The organism is Variovorax sp. V118, assembly GCF_041154445.1.
Classification (GTDB): domain Bacteria; phylum Pseudomonadota; class Gammaproteobacteria; order Burkholderiales; family Burkholderiaceae_C; genus Variovorax; species Variovorax boronicumulans.
Map to the genome: position 1 here is coordinate 2,396,734 of NZ_AP028663.1, position 18,746 is coordinate 2,415,479.

General features: G+C 66.0%; 16 protein-coding genes. 5 read left to right on the forward strand and 11 right to left on the reverse strand.

Features of this window, described 5'->3' with window-relative positions:
• Positions 1 to 79: 79 nt before the first annotated feature.
• Positions 80 to 322: a helix-turn-helix domain-containing protein gene (locus tag ACAM52_RS10995; RefSeq protein ID WP_062471259.1), complete on the reverse strand. Its 243-nt coding sequence runs from the start codon at positions 320 to 322 to the stop codon at positions 80 to 82.
• A gap of 198 nt (positions 323 to 520) precedes the next feature.
• On the opposite strand from ACAM52_RS10995, the gene ACAM52_RS11000 reads away from it, so the two are divergent.
• The 3 genes from ACAM52_RS11000 to ACAM52_RS11010 are packed head-to-tail and all read left to right on the forward strand — an operon-like array spanning position 521 to position 1,553.
• Positions 521 to 1,042, forward strand: a complete 522-nt coding sequence (locus ACAM52_RS11000; RefSeq protein ID WP_369647006.1) for a response regulator transcription factor — start codon at positions 521 to 523, stop codon at positions 1,040 to 1,042.
• A complete protein-coding gene (locus tag ACAM52_RS11005; protein WP_369647718.1) occupies positions 991 to 1,155 on the forward strand; it encodes a response regulator transcription factor in 165 nt (54 codons plus the stop codon). Before ACAM52_RS11000 ends, ACAM52_RS11005 begins: the two co-directional genes overlap by 52 nt.
• 53 nt (positions 1,156 to 1,208) lie before the next feature.
• The gene (locus tag ACAM52_RS11010) at positions 1,209 to 1,553 is read left to right on the forward strand and encodes a hypothetical protein (protein ID WP_056580768.1); all 345 of its coding nucleotides are present in this window, start codon (positions 1,209 to 1,211) and stop codon (positions 1,551 to 1,553) included.
• Positions 1,554 to 1,577: 24 nt separating this feature from the next.
• Here the strand turns inward: ACAM52_RS11010 and ACAM52_RS11015 are convergent, their stop codons facing one another.
• A complete protein-coding gene (locus tag ACAM52_RS11015; protein WP_062471264.1) occupies positions 1,578 to 4,187 on the reverse strand; it encodes a [protein-PII] uridylyltransferase in 2,610 nt (869 codons plus the stop codon).
• 22 nt (positions 4,188 to 4,209) lie between these two features.
• Positions 4,210 to 5,034 (reverse strand): type I methionyl aminopeptidase, encoded by an 825-nt coding sequence (gene map / locus ACAM52_RS11020; protein ID WP_062471267.1) that lies wholly within the window; start codon positions 5,032 to 5,034, stop codon positions 4,210 to 4,212.
• Between the two features lie 157 nt (positions 5,035 to 5,191).
• Here map and purL point away from each other — a divergent pair, with 157 nt between their 5' ends.
• The gene (gene purL, locus ACAM52_RS11025; protein WP_369647007.1) at positions 5,192 to 9,160 is read left to right on the forward strand and encodes a phosphoribosylformylglycinamidine synthase; all 3,969 of its coding nucleotides are present in this window, start codon (positions 5,192 to 5,194) and stop codon (positions 9,158 to 9,160) included.
• 91 nt (positions 9,161 to 9,251) lie between these two features.
• Here purL and ACAM52_RS11030 read toward each other — a convergent pair whose 3' ends face one another.
• The 8 genes from ACAM52_RS11030 to ACAM52_RS11065 all read right to left on the reverse strand — a co-directional run bounded on the left by ACAM52_RS11030 (position 9,252) and on the right by ACAM52_RS11065 (position 16,707).
• The gene (locus ACAM52_RS11030; RefSeq protein WP_369647008.1) at positions 9,252 to 9,440 is read right to left on the reverse strand and encodes a hypothetical protein; all 189 of its coding nucleotides are present in this window, start codon (positions 9,438 to 9,440) and stop codon (positions 9,252 to 9,254) included.
• A gap of 36 nt (positions 9,441 to 9,476) precedes the next feature.
• The gene (locus ACAM52_RS11035; protein ID WP_369647009.1) at positions 9,477 to 11,459 is read right to left on the reverse strand and encodes a M14 family zinc carboxypeptidase; all 1,983 of its coding nucleotides are present in this window, start codon (positions 11,457 to 11,459) and stop codon (positions 9,477 to 9,479) included.
• A gap of 462 nt (positions 11,460 to 11,921) precedes the next feature.
• Positions 11,922 to 12,707: a peptidylprolyl isomerase gene (locus tag ACAM52_RS11040; protein ID WP_062471282.1), complete on the reverse strand. Its 786-nt coding sequence runs from the start codon at positions 12,705 to 12,707 to the stop codon at positions 11,922 to 11,924.
• 129 nt (positions 12,708 to 12,836) lie between these two features.
• Positions 12,837 to 13,118, reverse strand: a complete 282-nt coding sequence (locus ACAM52_RS11045; protein ID WP_159276950.1) for a BolA family transcriptional regulator — start codon at positions 13,116 to 13,118, stop codon at positions 12,837 to 12,839.
• Positions 13,115 to 13,654, reverse strand: coding sequence for a septation protein A (locus tag ACAM52_RS11050; protein ID WP_062471286.1), 540 nt, complete (start codon positions 13,652 to 13,654; stop codon positions 13,115 to 13,117). Before ACAM52_RS11050 ends, ACAM52_RS11045 begins: the two co-directional genes overlap by 4 nt.
• Positions 13,651 to 14,064 carry a peptide-methionine (R)-S-oxide reductase MsrB gene (gene msrB, locus ACAM52_RS11055; RefSeq protein ID WP_070060682.1) on the reverse strand — a complete coding sequence of 138 codons (414 nt, stop codon included), beginning with the start codon at positions 14,062 to 14,064 and terminating at the stop codon, positions 13,651 to 13,653. Before msrB ends, ACAM52_RS11050 begins: the two co-directional genes overlap by 4 nt.
• Entirely contained in the window at positions 14,061 to 15,542 is a 1,482-nt protein-coding gene (locus ACAM52_RS11060) for a protein adenylyltransferase SelO (protein ID WP_354346832.1), read from the reverse strand. Before ACAM52_RS11060 ends, msrB begins: the two co-directional genes overlap by 4 nt.
• Positions 15,543 to 15,615: 73 nt before the next feature.
• The gene (locus tag ACAM52_RS11065) at positions 15,616 to 16,707 is read right to left on the reverse strand and encodes an AraC family transcriptional regulator (protein WP_369647719.1); all 1,092 of its coding nucleotides are present in this window, start codon (positions 16,705 to 16,707) and stop codon (positions 15,616 to 15,618) included.
• Positions 16,708 to 16,856: 149 nt separating this feature from the next.
• On the opposite strand from ACAM52_RS11065, the gene ACAM52_RS11070 reads away from it, so the two are divergent.
• Positions 16,857 to 18,695, forward strand: a complete 1,839-nt coding sequence (locus ACAM52_RS11070) for a carboxylesterase/lipase family protein (RefSeq protein WP_369647010.1) — start codon at positions 16,857 to 16,859, stop codon at positions 18,693 to 18,695.
• The last annotated feature ends 51 nt before the right edge of the window (positions 18,696 to 18,746 follow it).

Consider the following 18,746-nt stretch of genomic DNA (forward strand, 5'->3'; position numbering starts at 1 on the left):
GCGGCCTTTCAGCATACGCCATGGGCGCGGCCGGCTTGCGGCTTGCGCGCCCGCTCACAGAGGTCCGCTTACAACCCTTTCAATGTGAGCGCCGCGTGCGGACCCGCTCCGGGCCGTCGCCCGTGGCCAGCCACCGGGCCGGCACCTCGAAGTACGCGGCGATCGCATGCAGGTGCAAGGTGCCTGCGCAGCTGTGGCGGTCGGTGAGCCAGCGGATCACGGTGGGGGCGCTGACGCCGCACTGTCGGGCGAGCTCGGATTTCCATTGGGGCTGCGACCCCGCGACAAGCGAGATCAGGCGGTCTTGAAAACTGGCGTTCATGGTCGGCCCCCTTTGGCGACAACAGCGGTCGGCTCTGAATTTCCTCGAAACGCGCCAGGCACCCAACCCCTCCTTCGCAGGGGCTGGTAGTTTTTTGCATGGAGGGTGATCTAGTTCCGACGCGCGGCGGCTGCACCCGTGTGCGCCAGCGTCAGAATGAGGGTGCATATCGGCCAGAAAGGCCGAAGGGGGTGTGCCATGAAAGTGATGACGCTGGACGACCACGCGTTGTTTCGCGCGGGCCTGCGCATGCTGCTGGAGAGCATGGAACGCAGTGCCGAAATCTTCGAAGCCGCCACGGTCGACGAGGCCTGCGCCCTGGCGCTGCGCCACCCCGACCTGGCGATCTGCCTGCTCGATCTCGAACTGCGCGGCGAGTACGGTCTGGATGCGCTGGTGCGCCTGAAGTCGGCGGCGCCCGACATCGCGGCGGTGGTGGTGTCGGCCTCGACCGATGTCGACATCATCCGTGGCTGTCTGGAGGCGGGCGCCATGAGCTTCGTGCCCAAGAGCATGCCGGCCGATTTCCTGAAGCGGGCCTTCGAGACCGTGCTGGCGGGGGAGGTCTACCTGCCGCAGGAAATCCCCTGCACCTGGGGTCGAAGAGCACCGCCAGGCCGACGCTCAGCCCGCGCCAGACCGACACGCTGCACGGCCTGGCGCGCGGGCTGCCGACCAAGTCGATCGCGCGCGAGCTCGGCCTGTCCGAGCACACGGTGAAGGAGTACATCGGCACCTTGTTCCAGGCGCTGGGTGTGCACAATCGCACCGAGGCCGTGATCACGGGCATCCGCCTGGGGCTGTTGTCCCCACTGCAGCGCAAGGGGTCATGAACGGGCCGCCGCGGGCGGCTAAGCTTCAGGCTGGTTTCAAGGAGCAAGACAAGATGCGCATGACGTTTGGCCGGCACGGGTTTCTTCTGACGGCTGCGGCCCTGGCGGCGGTGCTCGCGGGCTGCGAGGCCCCGCCCAAGGACCGGCCGCTCACCTCCGAAGTGCCGGCGCCGCCGAGCTTCGCGCCACCGCCCGAAAGTTGCCAGGCCCCGGAAGTGCGCTTTGCGCTGGGCATGCAGGCGACGCGTCCGTTGCTCGAAGAAATGCGCCAGCGCGCCGGCGCGAAAACCGCCCGCACCGTGCCGGCCACGGCACCGGCCGACCCGGCCCAGGACGCGACGCGCCTCAACGCACAGGTCGATCCCACGGGTCGCATCCTCGGCGCGTACTGCGGCTGAGCCGCACGCGCCGATTCAGCGGCCTCACTGGGAGGCCAGCGCCTCCATCAGGTCGGTCTCGATGGCCAGCTGCGTCTTCTGGCCCTGCAGCTCCGGCCCGCTGATCAGGAAGGTGTCTTCCACCCGTTCGCCCAGGGTCGTCACCTTCGCCAGTTGAAGGTTCAGGTGATGTCGCGCGAGCACGCGCGCCACCGAATACAACAGGCCCGCACGGTCGCTGGCCGAGATGCTGAGCAGCCAGCGCTGCGCCTTGTCGTCGGGCACGAGGCTGATGCGTGGCTTGATCGGAAAGCTGCGCACCCGGCGTGACACGCGTCCCATGCTGGGGGCGGGCAGGGCGCCGGCTTCGGTGAGCGTTTGCGCCAGGCCCGTCTCGACCATGCTGATCAGGTCGCGGTAATGGTCGGGCTGGAAGGTCGTCACCACCTGGAAGGTGTCGAGCGCGTAGCCGTTGCTCGTGGTGTGGACCTTGGCGTCCAGGATGCTGAATGAGGCCTGGTCGAAATAGCCGCAGATGCGCGCGAACAGGTCGGACTGGTCGGGCGTGTAGACCACCACCTGCAGCCCTTCGCCCACCGGCGACAGGTGCGCGCGCACGATGGGCAATGCCTTCGGATCGATGGGTACGTTTTTCGGCGGCACGAAGCGCGACAGCTGCTTGGCATGCCAGGCGATCTCGGTGGCGTCGTGGCGCATGAAGTAGCCGACGTCGAGCGTGTCCCACAGCGCCTTGTGCGCCTCGAAGCGCTGGGCGTGCAGGGCGAGCTGCACCAGCGCCTCGCGCTTGCGGGCCTCGACCTCGGCGTCCGGGTCGGGCATGCGTCCGCCCAGGGCGCGCAGGGTGAAGCGGTACAGGTCTTCGAGCAGCTTGCCCTTCCAGGCATTCCACACGCGCGGCGAGGTGCCGCGGATGTCGGCCACCGTCAGCAGGTACAGCGCCGTGAGGTAGCGCTCGTTGCCCACGCGCTTGGCAAAAGCGCCGATGACCTCGGGGTCGCCCAGGTCCTGTTTCTGCGCGACCTGGCTCATCACCAGGTGCTCGGCCACGAGAAACTCGATGAGCTTGGCGTCTTCGCGCGCGATGCCATGCTGCTTGCAGAAGCGCTGCACGTCGCGCGCGCCGAGCGTGGAGTGGTCGCCGCCGCGGCCCTTGGCGATGTCGTGGAAGAGGGCGGCGACGTAGAGAATCCAGGGCTTGTCCCAGCCGGCCGCGAGCTGCGAGCAGCCCGGGTACTCGTGCGCATGCTCGGCGATGAAGAAGCGGCGCACGTTGCGCAGCACCATCAGGATGTGCTGGTCGACCGTGTACACGTGGAACAGGTCGTGCTGCATCTGTCCCACGATGCTGCGGAACACGCGCAGGTAGCGCCCCAGCACCGAGGTCTGGTTCATGAGCCGGAAGGCGTGCGTGATGCCGTAGGGCTGCTGCAGGATCCGCATGAAGGTCACGTGGTTGACCGGGTCGTTGCGGAACTTGCTGTCCATGACATGGCGCGCGTTGTACAGCGCACGCAGCGTGCGCGCCGACAGGCCCTTCACGCCGATGGTCTTCTGGTACAGCAGGAAGGTCTCGAGCACCGCATGCGGCTCGCGCTCGTACAGGTCGTCGCTGGCGATCTCGATCAGGCCGGCGCGCTCGTAGAAGCGCTCGTTGATCGTCGTGGGCTGCTCGTCGATGGGCTGCAGCCGCTCGGAAATGTTGAGCAGCAGGATCTGGTTGAGCTGCGACACCGCCTTGGCCGCCCAGTAGTAGCGGCGCATCAGCGCCTCGCTCGACTTGCGCTGCGACTCGCTCTCGTAGCCGAAGCTCGCGGCCACGGCGGTCTGCAGGTCGAACACCAGCCGGTCTTCGCGCCGGTTGGCGATCACGTGCAGGCGAGCGCGAATGAGCGAGAGCAAGGCCTCGTTGCGCTTGATCTGCTGCGCCTCGAAGGGCGTGGCCAGGCCGTTCTTGGCCAGGTCGTCCCAGCGGCTGCCGAAGCCGGCGGCCTTGCTCATCCACAGGATGGTCTGCAGGTCGCGCAGGCCGCCCGGCGATTCCTTGCAGTTGGGTTCGAGCGCGTAGGGCGTGTTGTCGAACTTCTGGTGGCGGTGCCGCATTTCCTGCGACTTGGCCACGAAGAAGGCCTGCGGGTCGATGGCCTGGGTGAAACGGCGGCGAAAGGCCGCAAAGAGCTTCTTGTCGCCCGTGATCAGCCGCGATTCGAGCAGCGAGGTCTGGACCGTGATGTCCTTGGCGGCCTCGTCCAGGCACTCCTCGAGCGTGCGCACGCTGGAGCCGATCTCGAGGCCGGCGTCCCAGCACTGGCCGATGAAGGCCTCGATGCGGGCCGGCTCGACGCCGCTGTCCTGGCCCTCGGGCGGCAGCAGCAGCAGCACGTCGACGTCGGAGTACGGAAACAGCTCGCCGCGTCCGTAGCCGCCCACCGCGGCCAGCGCGAAGGCGTCGCCGAAGCCGGCTTCGTTCCACAGCGCCGTGAGCGTCTGGTCGGCCAGCGCCGAGAGCTGGCGCAGCACCGTGTGAACGCTGCGGGTGGGCGCGCGTGCGAAGCGCAGGGTGTCGAAAAGGGCGAGCTTTTTCGCGCGATAGGCTTCGCGCAGCGTCGCCACGTCGATCTTGGCTGCTTCGATCACGGCGGGGGCGCGCTGGGGCGCGTCAGGTTTTGGTGGAGGTGACGAAGGCCGGCAGCGGCGGGCTGCCTTCGGAGAGCGTCAGCACCTCGTAGCCGGTCTCGGTGACGAGCACCGTGTGCTCCCACTGGGCCGACAGCGAGTGGTCGCGCGTGACGATGGTCCAGCCGTCGTACTGGCCGCCCTTGAAGTCTTCCTTCACGTCGCGCTTGCCGGCGTTGATCATCGGCTCGATCGTGAAGATCATGCCGGGCTTGAGCTCTTCCATGGTGCCCGGGCGGCCGTAGTGCAGCACCTGGGGCTCTTCGTGGAAGCGCTGGCCCACGCCGTGGCCGCAGAACTCGCGCACGATCGAGAAGCCCTGGCCCTCGGCGAATTTCTGGATCGCATGGCCCACATCGCCCAGGTGGGCGCCGGGGCGCACCTGCAGGATGCCGTGCCACATGGCCTCGAACGTGACGTTGCACAGGCGCTTGGCGGCAATGGAGGCGTCGCCGATCACGAACATGCGGCTGTTGTCGCCGAACCAGCCGTCCTTGATGACGGTGACGTCGACGTTCATGATGTCGCCCTTCTTCAGGGGCTTGTCATTGGGGATGCCGTGGCACACCACGTGGTTCACCGAGGTGCACAGCGACTTCGGGAACGGCACGCTGCTGGCGCCCATGTAGCCCACCGTGGCCGAGGTGGTGCCCTGCTTGACCATGTACTCGGCGGCCAGCCGGTCCACGTCGTTGGTCGTGATGCCGGGCTTGATGAAGGGCGTGAGGTAGTCCAGCACCTCGGAACCGAGGCGGCAGGCGACCCGCATGGCTTCGATGCCTGCGGCGTCTTTGTAGGTAATGCTCATGCCCCGAATTATCCCATTCGGCAAGCTAAAATTCCGGGTTAACGCGGATGACCCCAGTCAGCGGCCTCCGCCTCGATTCCTTGATTCCCAACGCGGCCCCCGAGGCCCCCCATCGACCGTGACGCAGCCCGCACCTCAAGCCCTTCCTGTCGTAACCATGTTCGAGGGCGGCAGCGCACTCAGCGACTTCCGTGCGCGGCAACTGCTGCCGAAGCTGCAGGCCATCGAGCCGCGCATCGAGGGCATTTCGGCCCGTTTCGTGCACCTGGTGGTCACCGATGCGTCGCTGGGCGACGCCGATCGCGAGCGCTTTGCCGCGCTCCTGACTTACGGCGAGCCCTTCGAGGCCCCGGCGGCCAAGGCGAGCGCCTCGGTGGTCGTCACGCCCCGCCTGGGCACCGTGTCGCCCTGGGCCTCCAAGGCCACCGACATCGCCCACAACTGCGGCCTGGCGCTGCGCCGCGTGGAGCGCGTCACCCAGTACCACCTGAAACTCAAGTCGCCGCTGATCGGCAAGGCCCCCGTGCTCGAAGGCGACGCTCTGGCAGCCGTGGCCGGCCCGCTGCACGACCGCATGACCGAATCGGTGCTCGCCGCGGTCGAGCAGGCGGCCAGCCTGTTCAGCGAACTGCCGGCCCAGCCGATGGCGCAGGTCGACGTGCAAACGGGCGGGCGCGACGCCCTGGTGGCAGCCAATACCGGCTTCGGCCTGGCGCTGGCGGAAGACGAAATCGATTACCTCGTCGAAGCCTTCACCCGCCTGGGCCGCAACCCCAGCGACGTCGAACTCATGATGTTCGCGCAGGCCAACAGCGAGCACTGCCGCCACAAGATCTTCAACGCCAACTTCACCATCGACGGCGTGGCCCAGCCGCAGAGCCTGTTCTCGATGATCCGCCACACCGAGAAGCAGAACCCGCAGCACACGGTGATCGCCTATGCCGACAACGCCTCGGTGATGGAAGGCGCGACCATCGAGCGCTTCATTCCGGCCCACGGTTCGCAGAGCTATAAAAAAGATAGCGCCCTGAGCCATGTGCTGATGAAGGTCGAGACGCACAACCACCCCACGGCCATTTCCCCGTTCCCCGGCGCCTCGACCGGCGCGGGCGGCGAGATCCGCGACGAAGGCGCCACGGGTCGCGGCTCCAAGCCCAAGGCGGGCCTGACCGGCTTCACGGTGTCGAAGCTCTGGCCGGAAGAGGGCCACTACGGCAAGCCCGAGCACATCGCCAGCCCGCTGCAGATCATGACCGAGGGCCCGCTGGGCGGCGCCGCGTTCAACAACGAATTCGGCCGTCCCAACCTGCTGGGCTACTTCCGCGAGTACGAGCAGGCCGTGACGAGCGACCTCGACACCGTGCAGCGCGGCTACCACAAGCCCATCATGATCGCGGGCGGCCTCGGCAGCATCGACGCCACGCAGACCAAGAAGATCCAGTTCCCGGCCGGCTCGCTGCTGATCCAGCTCGGCGGCCCCGGCATGCGCATCGGCATGGGCGGCAGCGCCGCCAGCTCGATGGCGACCGGCGCCAACGCGGCCGAGCTCGACTTCGACTCGGTGCAGCGCGGCAACCCCGAAATCGAACGCCGCGCGCAAGAGGTCATCAACCACTGCTGGCAGCAGGGCGCGGCCAACCCGATCCTGGCGATCCACGACGTGGGCGCCGGCGGCCTGAGCAACGCCTTCCCCGAGCTGACCAACGACGCCGGCCGCGGCGCGCGCTTCGACCTGCGCGCCGTGCCGCTCGAAGAGTCGGGCATGGCTCCGAAGGAAATCTGGTGCAACGAAAGCCAGGAGCGCTACGTGCTGGCCATCGCGCCGGAATCGCTCGAGCAGTTCAAGGCCTTCTGCGAGCGCGAGCGCTGCCCGTTCTCGGTGGTCGGCGTGGCGACCGAAGAACGCCAGCTGCTGGTGGCCGACGAAGGCGCGGCGGTGCAGCCCGTCGACATGCCCATGGACGTGCTGCTGGGCAAGCCGCCCAAGATGCACCGCGACGTGAAGACCGTGGCGCGCAGCTTCAAGCCCCTCGACCTCACGGGCGTCGACCTGCAGAAGGCCTCCATCGACGTGCTCGCGCACCCGACCGTGGCCTCGAAGCGCTTCCTCATCACCATCGGCGACCGCAGCGTGGGCGGGCTGACCCACCGCGACCAGATGGTCGGCCCGTGGCAGGTGCCCGTGGCCGATTGCGCCGTGACGCTGGCCGACTACAAGGGCTTCGCCGGTGAAGCGATGAGCATGGGCGAGCGCACGCCACTGGCCGCGCTCGACGCGCCGGCCTCGGGCCGCATGGCCGTGGCCGAGGCCATCACCAACCTGCTGGCCGCGCCGATCGAACTCTCGCGCGTCAAGCTGTCGGCCAACTGGATGGCGGCCTGCGGCGAGCCCGGCGAAGACGCCGCGCTGTACGAGACCGTCAAGGCCGTGGGCCTGGAGCTGTGCCCGGCGTTGGGCGTGTCGATTCCGGTCGGCAAGGATTCGCTGTCGATGCGCACGCAGTGGAAGGACAACGGCGAAGCCAAGAAGGTCACGTCGCCGGTCAGCCTGATCGTCACCGCCTTCGCCTCGCTGGCCGACGTGCGCGGCACGCTCACGCCGCAGCTCGACGCCACCGAAGACGACACCACGCTCGTGCTCATCGACCTCGGCCGTGGCCAGCACCGCATGGCCGGCAGCATCCTGTCGCAGACGCTGAGCCAGAGCGGCGACACCGTGCCCGACCTCGACGACCCGGCGCAGCTCGTGGCGCTGGTCAACGCCGTGAACGCGCTGCGCGCCGACGGCAAGATCCTCGCGATGCACGACCGCAGCGACGGCGGCCTGTTCGCCACCGCCTGCGAAATGGCCTTTGCGGGCCACGTCGGCGTGGCGCTGAACGTCGACATGCTGGTCACCGAAGGCGACGGCATCTCCGACAGCCGCATGGAAACCGGCGACGCCAAGAACTGGGCGCAGCAGGTCAGCGCGCGCCGCGAAGAGCTCACGCTCAAGGCGCTGTTCAACGAAGAGCTGGGCATGGTGCTGCAAGTGCGCACCGCCGAGCGCAACGACGTCATGCAGGTGCTGCGCGCGCACGGCCTGAGCACGCACAGCCACTTCGTTGGCAAGACGCGACCCGCCAGCTCGGCCATGGACGCCGGCAAGGGCAAGCTCGAAGTCTGGCGCGATGCCAAGTCGGTGTTCAGTGCCTCGCTGCACGACCTGCACCAGGTGTGGGATTCGGTCAGCTGGAAGATCGCCCGCGAGCGCGACAACCCCGCCTGCGCCGATGCCGAACACGCCGCGGCCGGCGTGCCGAACGACCCGGGCATGCATGTGTTCCTGCCGAACGCTCCGGTGGCACCGGCCATCCTGCAGTCGCGCCCCAAGGTCGCGATCCTGCGCGAGCAGGGCGTCAACTCGCACGTCGAGATGGCCTATGCGTTCACCGAAGCGGGCTTCGAGGCCTACGACGTCCACATGACCGACCTGCAGACGGGCAGGGCGGACCTCGCCGCGTTCAAGGGCGTGGTCGCCTGCGGCGGCTTCAGCTACGGCGACACGCTGGGCGCAGGCATCGGCTGGGCGCGCAGCATCACCTTCAACCCGAAGCTGGCCGAGCAGTTCAAGACCTTCTTCGGCCGCGCCGACACCTTCGGCCTGGGCGTGTGCAACGGCTGCCAGATGTTTGCCGAGCTGGCCGACATCATCCCGGGCGCCGAGGCCTGGCCGCGCTTCACCACCAACCAGAGCGAGCGTTTCGAGGCGCGCCTGTCGATGGTCGAGGTGCTCGAGTCGCCCAGCATCTTCTTTGCGGGCATGGCCGGCAGCCGCCTGCCGATCGCGGTGGCGCACGGCGAGGGCTACGCCAACTTCAAGCACCGCGGCGACGCGGCCAAGGCCATCGGCGCAATGCGCTTCGTGGACAACCACGGCCAGCCGACCGAGCAGTACCCGTTCAACCCGAACGGCAGCGCGGGCGGCCTGACTTCGGTCACCACGCCGGACGGCCGCTTCACCGCCGTGATGCCGCACCCGGAGCGCGTGTTCCGCAACATCCAGATGAGCTGGACCTCGGGCGACAAGAGCGAACTGAGCCCGTGGATGCAGATCTGGCGCAACGCGCGTAAGTGGGTGGGCTAAGGCTCGATCGGGCAATCGAACGCCAATAAAAAAACGGCCGAAAGGCCGTTTTTTTATTGCGCCAGACTCTGGCGAGTTCCGCAGATGAAACCTAGGACGTGCAGGTCAGCGCGGGATCGGTCGGGCTTGGCGGAATGATCGGCGCAATGGTCGTCGGCTCGGGGACGATCGGAAGAAAGCCGCCGTTGCCGCCGCCGCCACTGCCGCCGCAGGCGGTCATCGCAAGACTCAGAAGCAGCGCGGGTACGAGCCGCGTGGATACCAGGGAATGAAGTTGCATGATGGATCCTGATGTTGGAGATGAGGTGGATGCGGGCTAGACAGCTTGCTGCTTCGGCGGGCAGGGCGCGGGCGCATCCTTGGCCAGTACCTCCAGGAAGACCGCGTCGGGCGGGCCCGCCTTGTCCTTCTGATTGATGCCTTGCACGTAGATCAGGTGTTTGCCGGGTGCGAACGCCGATGTATCGATGACACCCGACACCGCGACCTTGGGGCCGCTGCCGAAAGAGGCATTGGCCGTTGCGCTCAATGGGATGGCCTTGGCACCGTTTTCCCATGGGAGCACGTTGATGTAGGCGTTGGCTGCCTTGATCAACTGGGGATCGTGTTTGGTCACCGCTTGATTCCCGCTGAAGCCTGCGTCATACAAATAACGGTCGTCATCGATCACTGCGGTGAGCGTCACGGCTTCGCCTTGCCGGACAGTGGCAGCAGATACCTTGATGTCGGTTGCATCAGGACCAAGAGGAAGCTGATAGGGGGCCTTCAGCGTGCGGGCCGCATATTTGAGCGAGGCCACGTTCTTGGGGAAAGTGTCCTTTTCGAAGCTGTCACAAGGCTCGTGGAAGGACGTGCCCAACTCGATCGTGAACGACGGCGCGCCAAGCTCCCCATAGAAAGTGTCCATGGTCGTGCCATCGGTGTCGTAGTCGATTTTTTGTGTCGCCCGATAGCCGTTGTACCAGGCGAAGCGTTGACCGAGCGCCGACATGCCATCGTCGTTCGCGGTTTGTCCGGTGCGACCGTGCTTGATTCCCCAAGGCCACAGGACCAGTTGAGAAAAGCTGTGGATGTCGATGTACAGGCCCTCGTAATCGTTGGGTGCGCCCGTGGAGAAATCGGTGACTGCGGCGGTGCGCCTGTCTTGCAAGACACCCCCCGAGAAGTTGCCGTCCTGCTGGCGAGTGCCTGCGATGTACTTGAGGATGGCGGCAGTTTCCGGCTCGGAAGCAGCGGAATTCCCTCTGAAGTCGTCAGCGCAACTGCTACTGCTGGAGCCCCTTCCTCCGGTGCTGTTCCAGCCAAACGGGAAATTGCGATTCAGGTCGACACCGGAAAAAATAGGAAGGACGGCACAGTATCCGTCCTCCAAATTCATGTTCTTGCGCCACAACCCCATCGCCTCTTCAGACTGTTCTGCCAACTTTCTACCGTCAGGATTGGCGTGGAGAATGAAGTGGAATTCGTTGTTATTGAGCAGCCAGGTCGCGGTCGGATCTGTTCCATAGTTCTTGATCAGCCATTCCGCGAAGCGTGTCGAAATTTCCGCAGGCGTGTATTCGCGCGCATGGATCGACGACGTAGTGACCAGGCGAGGCACCGTCTTGTCCTTGATGGCTACCCGATTGCCAATGACGACCGCGCGCAGCGAGTTGCCCGCGCTATCTGGAAGAAGATCGAAATCGATGTAGCTCAACAGGTTCATCGACAGGCCTGAAAAATCGAAGTTGGTGGACAGGTACCTGGTCAGCAGGTTGCGGAACGACAGGGCTTGCGTCTGGACCCAGGTTGGACCGACGGGCGCGACGCGTATCAGATCCGGATACTGCTTCGCCAGCGCATCGACGTCGAGATTGGTTTTTTCTACAGTCCGGTAGCAAGCGGCATTCCCTTCGAACATTGAGTCATCGGCTTTGCCAAGGGGCGAGATACCGACGGTAGGGGCAGATGCTTGCTGAGCATTCAATGCTTGACGCTTTAGAAAAGCGCCACGCTGTTGCTGGAAGTTTTGAATACTTCGGGATTTTTCGGCATCAATCTCGACTTTGAAGCCCTCTGAGCGAAGTCGTTCCACTTCAAATCTGCTGATTTCCACTGTGACAGTTTTTCCGGGCTCGTCAATCCGCATGTGATCGACGAATTTCGAGAGTCGTTGAATATCATCCCGCGATTCATACAGCACACGAGCTGAAATGGTTTGAAATTGCTCAAGACCTTCTCGCGCAGGAGAAGGTTTGACGATGGTGCCTTGAGCTAGCACCAAGGGGGCAAAAAAATCAACCCACTGACGGCCAGCCAAAGAGGCTTTTTGCGAAAAATATCCAATGAATTTTTGTGTGCCACTGTTGATTTCCCAAATTTATTGAAAACCCCATCAATCAACGAGGCGACCGATGTGAAAGTCGCATTGAGGGATGGAGGTGGCGCAGTGTACGGATTGATTCATCCTATTTTGTCGGTGATTTCCCGTGGAATATTGACAATTGTCAATCAAGCAAACAATTGATTCCTATTTTAAAGGATCGTCAAATTATTGATGGCCGTGTTTCTTGGTTTGATCAATTGAGATCAATGGTCTTTCAATAGATGAGGTTGCATTTCTTCGCTCGCAGGAGATCAGCGCCAATGCAGCAGGCAAAAGAAAAGGGGACCGTGTTGAACACGGTCCCCTTGGATGGGATCAGCTGGCTTGCGGGTCCAACCGATGAAAGGTTGACCTTCAGGCTGGTTGCATTGGGTCGCGAGGCCCGATGCTTGTGGCTTACTCGACCTTGGCCTTCGCGCGCAGGTCTTCCTGGTACTTCTGCAGGCGCTGCTGTTGCAGCTGCTGCGTGATCTGCGGCTTCACTTCTTCCAGCTTCGGCAGTTGGGCCTGGCGGATGTCGTCGACGCGGATGATGTGGTAGCCGAACTGGGTCTTGACCGGGGCAGGGGTGGTCTCGCCCTTCTTGAGCTTGATCATCGCTTCCGAGAACTCGGGCACGAAGCTGGCGGGGTTGGCCCAGTCGAGGTCGCCGCCGTTGGCGCCCGATCCCGGGTCCTTGCTCTGCTTCTTGGCGATGTCTTCGAACTTGGCGCCCTTCTTCAGGTCGGCCATGATCTTCTTGGCTTGGTCCTCGGTCTCGACCAGGATGTGGCGGGCCTTGAATTCCTTGCCGCCGTTGGCTGCCACGAACTTGTCGTACTCGGCCTTCACGTCGGCGTCGGACACCGCGTTGGTCTTGCGGTAGTTCTCGAACAGCGCGCGGATCAGGATGGCCTGACGGGCGAGTTCGAGCTGGTTCTTGTAGTCCTCGGTGGCGTCCAGGCCTTGCTTTTGCGCTTCCTGCATGAACACTTCGCGCGCCACGATTTCCTCGCGCAGCTGGCTTTGCATCTCGGGCGTCACCGGGCGGCCGGCTGCCGCCAGCTGCTGGGCCAGGACGTCCATGCGGGCCTTGGGCACCGGCTTGCCGTTGACGATGGCTGCGTTCTGCGCCAGGGCCGACAGGGGGAGTGCACCGATCAGCGCTGCGGCCGCAACGGCCTGCAAGATGTGTTTTTTCATGAAATGAATATCAGGCTGGAGAGGAAATGCGCGTGTAGGAAAAGGCGCGGGAAAGAAAGCAGGAATCAGGAGAAAAGAAGGAGAGGGTGGGCGGCCGCGGCGAACGCGGCAAGCAACCGATTGGACGACTCAGAGCACCTCGATGGCGATGGCGTGCAGACCCTGTGCGATAAAAACTTGGAGGGCATCATACACAAGCCGATGCCGCGCCACGCGGGGCTTTCCGTCGAACAGCGGGGAGGCGATGCGCACCCGGAAATGCGTGCCGTAGCCCTCGGCGTTGGCGCCCGCATGGCCCGCGTGGGCGGCGCTTTCGTCGATCACTTCGAGTTGCGTGGGCGAAAGCGATGCGCGCAGCGCCGCCTCGAGCGCGGCCACGGTGGGCAGGGGGAAGGTGGTGGCGTCGGTCATGCGGTCGGCTTGTCTTCCTTGAGGTGCGGCGCGATGTACAGGCCCTGCGCCACCAGGAAGACGATCGGGAACACATAGCCCCAGAGCTTGAAGTTGACCCAGGCCTCGGTCGTGAAGTACGCCGCCACGTAGCCGTTGATGAGCGCCATGAAGAGGCAATAACCGATCCACGCCACGTTGAGCCGGCCCCAGATGCGCTCGGGCAGCTCGAGCTGCGCGCCCAGCAGCATCTTCAGGAAGTTCTTCTTCAGCGCCCACAGCGCCACCGCCAGCGCGACGGCCATGGCGCCGTACAGCACCGTGGGCTTCCACTTGATGAAGCGGTCGTCGTGCAGCACCAGCGTGAGCGTGCCGAACAGCAGGATCAGCACCAGCGTGGCCTTCTGCATCGCCTGCAGCTTGCGCTCCATCGCGTAGATGACGGCCATCTGCACCACGGTGGCGGCCATCAGCACGCCGGTGGCGGTGTAGATGTCGGCGAACTTGTAGGCGCCGAAGAACAGCAGGATCGGAAAGAAGTCGAGGAGCAGTTTCATTTCTTCTTCTGGAAGTCGAGCGAGGCCGAGTTCATGCAGTAGCGCAGGCCGGTTTCGGTGGGGCCGTCGGGGAACACGTGGCCCAGGTGGGCGCCGCAATTGGCGCAGACGTTCTCGGTGCGCACCATGCCGTGCGAACGGTCGACGATGTTGCGGATGGCGCCGGGCACCGCTTCTTCGGAGAAGCTGGGCCAGCCGCAGCCGGCGTCGAACTTGGTGGCCGCTTCGAACAGCTTGGCGCCGCAGCAGATGCAGTGGTAGGTGCCGTCGTCCCAGTGGGCTTCGTACTTGCCGGTGAAGGGGCGTTCGGTGGCGGCGTGGCGCGTCACCTCGAAGGCGGCGGGTTCGGCGCCCTTCTCAGCGAGCAGGGCTTTCCATTCGGCGTCGGTTTTCTGTACGGGCGTGGTCATGATGAGCAGCTGATTTCGATCGTGGAGGCCCAGTCGGGCGGGAAGCCGGCGTAGTCGTCGGCACCGGGGTGTTCTTCACATGGGGTTTGGAGCAGCGTCAGCAAGGTTGCCACACCCGCGTGGTCCTTTTGCTGACTGGCTTCGATGGCCTGCTGGCCCAGGTGGTTCCGCAGCACGAACTTGGGGTTCGACTGCAGCATCAATTTTGCCGCTTCGGCACGCTGCGATTGTGCATGGCGCTCCGAAAAAGAGAGCAGCCAGGCATCGAAGCCGGCGCGGTCGAGGAACAGGTCGCGCACCGGCTCCACGTTGCCGTCGGCCATGTGATTCGACAGGCGGCGCCAGAAGATGGTGTGGTCGACCTTCTCGGCCGCCATCAGCTTGAGCACGCCCTCGATCAGCGCGCGGTCGCCCTCGGCGGGCGCCGACAGGCCCAGCTTGGCGCGCATGCGGTCTTCGAAGGCGTTGGGGAACACGGTCTTGTACGACTCCAGCGCGGCCACGGCGATTTCCTGGTCGCCGATCAGCGGCAGCAGCGCCTGCGCCAGGCAGAACAGGTTCCAGTAGGCGACGTTGGGCTGCTGGTTGAAGGCGTAGCGGCCCTGGGTGTCGCTGTGGTTGCAGATGTGGCGCGGGTCGAAGCCGTCGAGGAACTGGAACGGCCCGTAGTCGATGGTGAGCCCGAGGATGCTCATGTTGTCGGTGTTCATCACCCCGTGGCAGAAGCCCACGGCCTGCCACTGGGCGAGCAGGGCGGCGGTGCGCTCGCTCACGGCCTCGAGGAAGGCGGCGTAGGCATTGCCGTTGAAGCGCGCCGTGGCGCGGCACTCGGGGTAGTAGCGGTCGATGACGTAGTCGGCCAGCGCGCGCAGCTCGTCTTCGCGCTGGTTGGCGGCGAAGTGCTCGAAGTGGCCGAAGCGGATGAAGCTCGGCGCCACGCGGGTGACGACGGCAGCGCTTTCCAGCTCTTCGCGGCGCACGCGGGCGTCCGAGCCGGTCACGCACAGCGCGCGCGTGGTCGGAATGCCCAGGCCATGCATGGCTTCGCTGCACAGGAACTCGCGGATGCTCGAACGCAGCACGGCGCGGCCGTCGCCGCCGCGCGAGTAGGGCGTGCGCCCCGCGCCCTTGAGCTGCACCTCGAGCCCGCCCTCGGTCTCGCCGAGCAGGATCGCGCGCCCATCGCCCAGTTGCCCGGCCCAGACCCCGAACTGGTGGCCGCTGTAGACCGTGGCGAATGGCCGAGTGCCCGCGACCGGCAGGCTGCCGGTGAGGGCGGCCAGCGTCGTGTCCGACTCGCGCCAGCCGGGCGGCAGGCCCAGCTCACGCGCCACGGCGTCGCTGTGGCCGACCCAGTACGGGTCGGGCAGCGGCGTGGGGCGCAGTTCGGTGAAAAAGGCGGGGCCCAGCGTCGAGAAGCCGGGCTTCCAGCGCAGGCCCAGGTCGGCGACCGGGGTGTCTTCGGCTAACAAGCTCATGCCCGGATTGTCCGGCAGCGCGCGAAACCCCAGGCCGTTGAGGCCATCGGGCGCGTGGGGCGGGCGGCGCCGCTCAGTTCAGCAGCGCGCCGCGCAGCGCCCCGGCGCCGTCGAGCGCCAGGCTGGCGCGGTACTGGGCCGGCGGCAGGCCGAACCAGCGCTTGCAGGCGCGAAAGAAGTTGCTGACGTCCACGAAGCCCAGCCGGTCGGCCACGTCCGCGAGCGTGTGGCGCTGTTCGGCCAGGTACTGCTTGGCGAGTTCGCGGCGGGTGCGGTCGAGCAGCGCCTGGAACGACACCGACTCCTCCTGCAGGCGGCGCTGCAGCGTGCGGTCGGCCAGTCCGAGGCCGGAGGCCACGTCCTGGCGGCGCGGCTCGCCGTGCTGCAGCCGGCGCGCGATCTCGGCGCACACCAGGCTGGCGGTGGTGGTCTGTCCCAGCAGGTTGAGCTGGTCGTCGAGCAGGTGCTCCTGCATCTCGCCCAGCGCCGGGTGGTGGGTGGGCAGCGGCATGGTCATGTCGGCCGACGACAGCAGCACGCGGTTGGCGGGCGCGTTGAAGCGGATCTCGCAGCCGAAGGCCTCGCGGTGCAGCCGGTCGTTGGCCGGCGGCGGGTAGACGAATTCCATGGCCAGCGGCTGCAGCTCGCGCCGCGTGAGCCACTGGCACTGCATGAGCACGGTCAGCAGGGCGTACTCGACGCGCTGGCGCGGAATCGGCAGGCTGCCGCCGGTGTGCTCCATGACCATCCAGCAGCCGCGCGCGTCGGACTGCAGCGAGAAGGCGGTGGCGTCGGAGATCACGGCCATGTAGCGCGTGAGCCGCGTGAGCGCCGCGCCCAGGGTGGGGCTGCAGGCCATGGCGTGGCCCACGGTGCCCAGCTTGCTGTGCGTGGCGGCCAGGTCGCGGTCCAGGCCCAGCGTGGGCCGCCCGGCATGCGCCACGGCCACCTGCCACAGCACGGAGATCTCGTCGACCGGGATGCGCGCGTTCTGGCGGTGCAGCGAGTCGGGGTCGAAGCCGGCATCGCGCAGCAGCGCGGGCACGTTCAGCCCCTCGGCCTCGAACATCGACAGCACCCCCTCCAGCCATGCGGCCGAGCTGGTGCGCAGCTCGGGCTGCGGACAGCCGGGGCGGCGCGACGGCCGGCGCGAATGGCGCGGCAGGGGGGCTTCTGAAGTCATTCGATTGGCTCGCTTGCGATAGCGGTGAAAACAGGGCCGGTTCCTAGAATTTTTCCAGTGCACGGCGGCCCGGAGTATGGGTGCCGCGCGCCAAGCCAGGAATTCCGATTAACCCGGTGTGGAGACAAAACATGAAGACAACGACAACAGCACAAAACCAGGGTGCGGCAGGACAGACGGCGATGGCGCGCGCCATCGCCACCATGGCCACGCTGGCCGCAGCGGCGGCGCTTGCAGCCTGCGGTGGCGGTTCGTCCGGGGCGACCGCCTTTCCCGTGCTGCCGCCTGCACCGGCTCCGGCACCCGCGCCCGCTCCGGCACCCGCCGCCGACGGCCCCATGGTGCGCCAGACCACGGCCGGCAAGGTCGAGGGCACGGACGAGAGCGCCAGGAATGGCACCTGGTCCTGGAAGGGTGTTCCGTTCGCCCAGCCGCCGGTCGGCGCACTGCGCTGGCGCGCACCGGTCGAGCCCGAAGCCTGGACCGGCATCCGCCCGGCCAAGGCCTTCGGCAACGCCTGCCTGCAGATCGGCCGGATCTTCAGCCCCGGCACTAGCAACACCTACGACGCCACCATCGGCACCAACCTGGGCAAGCCGGTCGGCAGCGAAGACTGCCTGTTCGTCAACATCTGGCGTCCGGCCACCACCGAGAAGAACCTGCCGGTGCTGCTGTTCATCCATGGCGGCAGCAACATTTCGGGTTACACGGCCGATCCGCTGTACGACGGCGCGGCGCTGGCCAAGGCCACCAATGCAGTGGTCATCACCGCCAGCTACCGCCTGGGCATCCTGGGCTTTTTGAACATGCCGCAGCTGCGGCCGGGCGGCAGCGCGGGCGACGACTCGGGCAACTTCGCGCTGCTGGACAACATGGCGGCGCTGCGCTTCATCCAGGGCAACGTCGCCAACTTCGGCGGCGACCCGGGCAACGTCACGCTGTCGGGCGAGTCGGCCGGTGCGACCAACTTGCTGGCGGTGATGACCTCGCCGATGGCCAAGGGCCTGTTCCACAAGGCCTTCGAGATGAGTGGCGGCATTTCGCTCAAGACCAATCTGCCGCCCGGGACGCTGCCGACGCTGCAGCCGGTGTCGGCCTCGTTGACGCAGGGCCAGACGATCCTCGAAAAGCTGCTGGTCGCCGACGGCACCGTGGCCGATGAAGCGGCGGCCAAGGTGTATATCGGCACGCGCTCGCCGGCGCAGATCGCCGAGTACCTGCGTGCGCAGGAGGGTGGGGCGCTGCTGACCAAGGTCACTGCCGCCGGGCAGGGTTCCGTTGCGCCCATTCCCGACGGCACGGTGCTGCCGTCGGACCCGATCGGCGCCATCGCGGCCGACAAGTACGTCAAGGTGCCCATGCTCGCGGGCAACACGCGCGACGAAGGCAAGCTCTTCGCCTCGCTGCTGGGATCGCTGGGCATCCCGGGCCTGAAGGCGGGCTGGATCGTCAAGGACGACGCACGCTTCTCGATGATGTTCAACTTCAATCCGGACGCCGCCCCCACGCTCACGGTGAACGAAATCATCGACGCTTCCTACCTTCCGGTAGGTACTCCCGGCACGGGCTACAACGCAGCGACCGACATCGTCACGAAGGGCCTGTTCGGCGCCAACCGCGACAACCTGCTCAACACCATGAAGACGCGCCAGTCGAACATCTGGCACTACCGCCTCGACTGGTCGCAGGAGGCCGCGCCGTGGAACGACGTGTACGGCGCCGCGCACGCCTTCGACCTGCCGTTCGTGTTCGGCAACTTCGAGGGTTCGCTGCTGAGCAACGTGATGGGTGGCAAGGCCAACGAGAAGGGGCGCGTGGCGCTGTCGAAGGCCGTCATGGCCAGCGTCGGGGCCTTCATGCGCAACGGCGATCCGAACACGCCCGAGCTCGGTGCCACCTGGGGAACGTGGCCCTCGCAGTTGCTGCTCGACGCCACGCCCACCGCCACGAAGATCACCGCGGCGCCCTGATCAAAGGGATCGCCGTCCTGCCCCGAGACGTGCCTGGGCAACGCATGCCAT

What these genes read in the sequence shown, in the direction of transcription:
- map (WP_062471267.1), bottom strand. Translation starts at nt 5,034, where the DNA reads ATGAGCATTACCTACAAAGACGCCGCAGGCATCGAAGCCATGCGGGTC.
- purL (WP_369647007.1), top strand. Translation starts at nt 5,192, where the DNA reads ATGTTCGAGGGCGGCAGCGCACTCAGCGACTTCCGTGCGCGGCAACTG.
- ACAM52_RS11040 (WP_062471282.1), bottom strand. Translation starts at nt 12,707, where the DNA reads ATGAAAAAACACATCTTGCAGGCCGTTGCGGCCGCAGCGCTGATCGGT.
- ACAM52_RS11050 (WP_062471286.1), bottom strand. Translation starts at nt 13,654, where the DNA reads ATGAAACTGCTCCTCGACTTCTTTCCGATCCTGCTGTTCTTCGGCGCC.
- ACAM52_RS11070 (WP_369647010.1), top strand. Translation starts at nt 16,857, where the DNA reads ATGAAGACAACGACAACAGCACAAAACCAGGGTGCGGCAGGACAGACG.
- ACAM52_RS10995 (WP_062471259.1), bottom strand. Translation starts at nt 322, where the DNA reads ATGAACGCCAGTTTTCAAGACCGCCTGATCTCGCTTGTCGCGGGGTCG.
- ACAM52_RS11000 (WP_369647006.1), top strand. Translation starts at nt 521, where the DNA reads ATGAAAGTGATGACGCTGGACGACCACGCGTTGTTTCGCGCGGGCCTG.
- ACAM52_RS11010 (WP_056580768.1), top strand. Translation starts at nt 1,209, where the DNA reads ATGCGCATGACGTTTGGCCGGCACGGGTTTCTTCTGACGGCTGCGGCC.
- msrB (WP_070060682.1), bottom strand. Translation starts at nt 14,064, where the DNA reads ATGACCACGCCCGTACAGAAAACCGACGCCGAATGGAAAGCCCTGCTC.
- ACAM52_RS11030 (WP_369647008.1), bottom strand. Translation starts at nt 9,440, where the DNA reads ATGCAACTTCATTCCCTGGTATCCACGCGGCTCGTACCCGCGCTGCTT.
- ACAM52_RS11060 (WP_354346832.1), bottom strand. Translation starts at nt 15,542, where the DNA reads ATGAGCTTGTTAGCCGAAGACACCCCGGTCGCCGACCTGGGCCTGCGC.
- ACAM52_RS11045 (WP_159276950.1), bottom strand. Translation starts at nt 13,118, where the DNA reads ATGACCGACGCCACCACCTTCCCCCTGCCCACCGTGGCCGCGCTCGAG.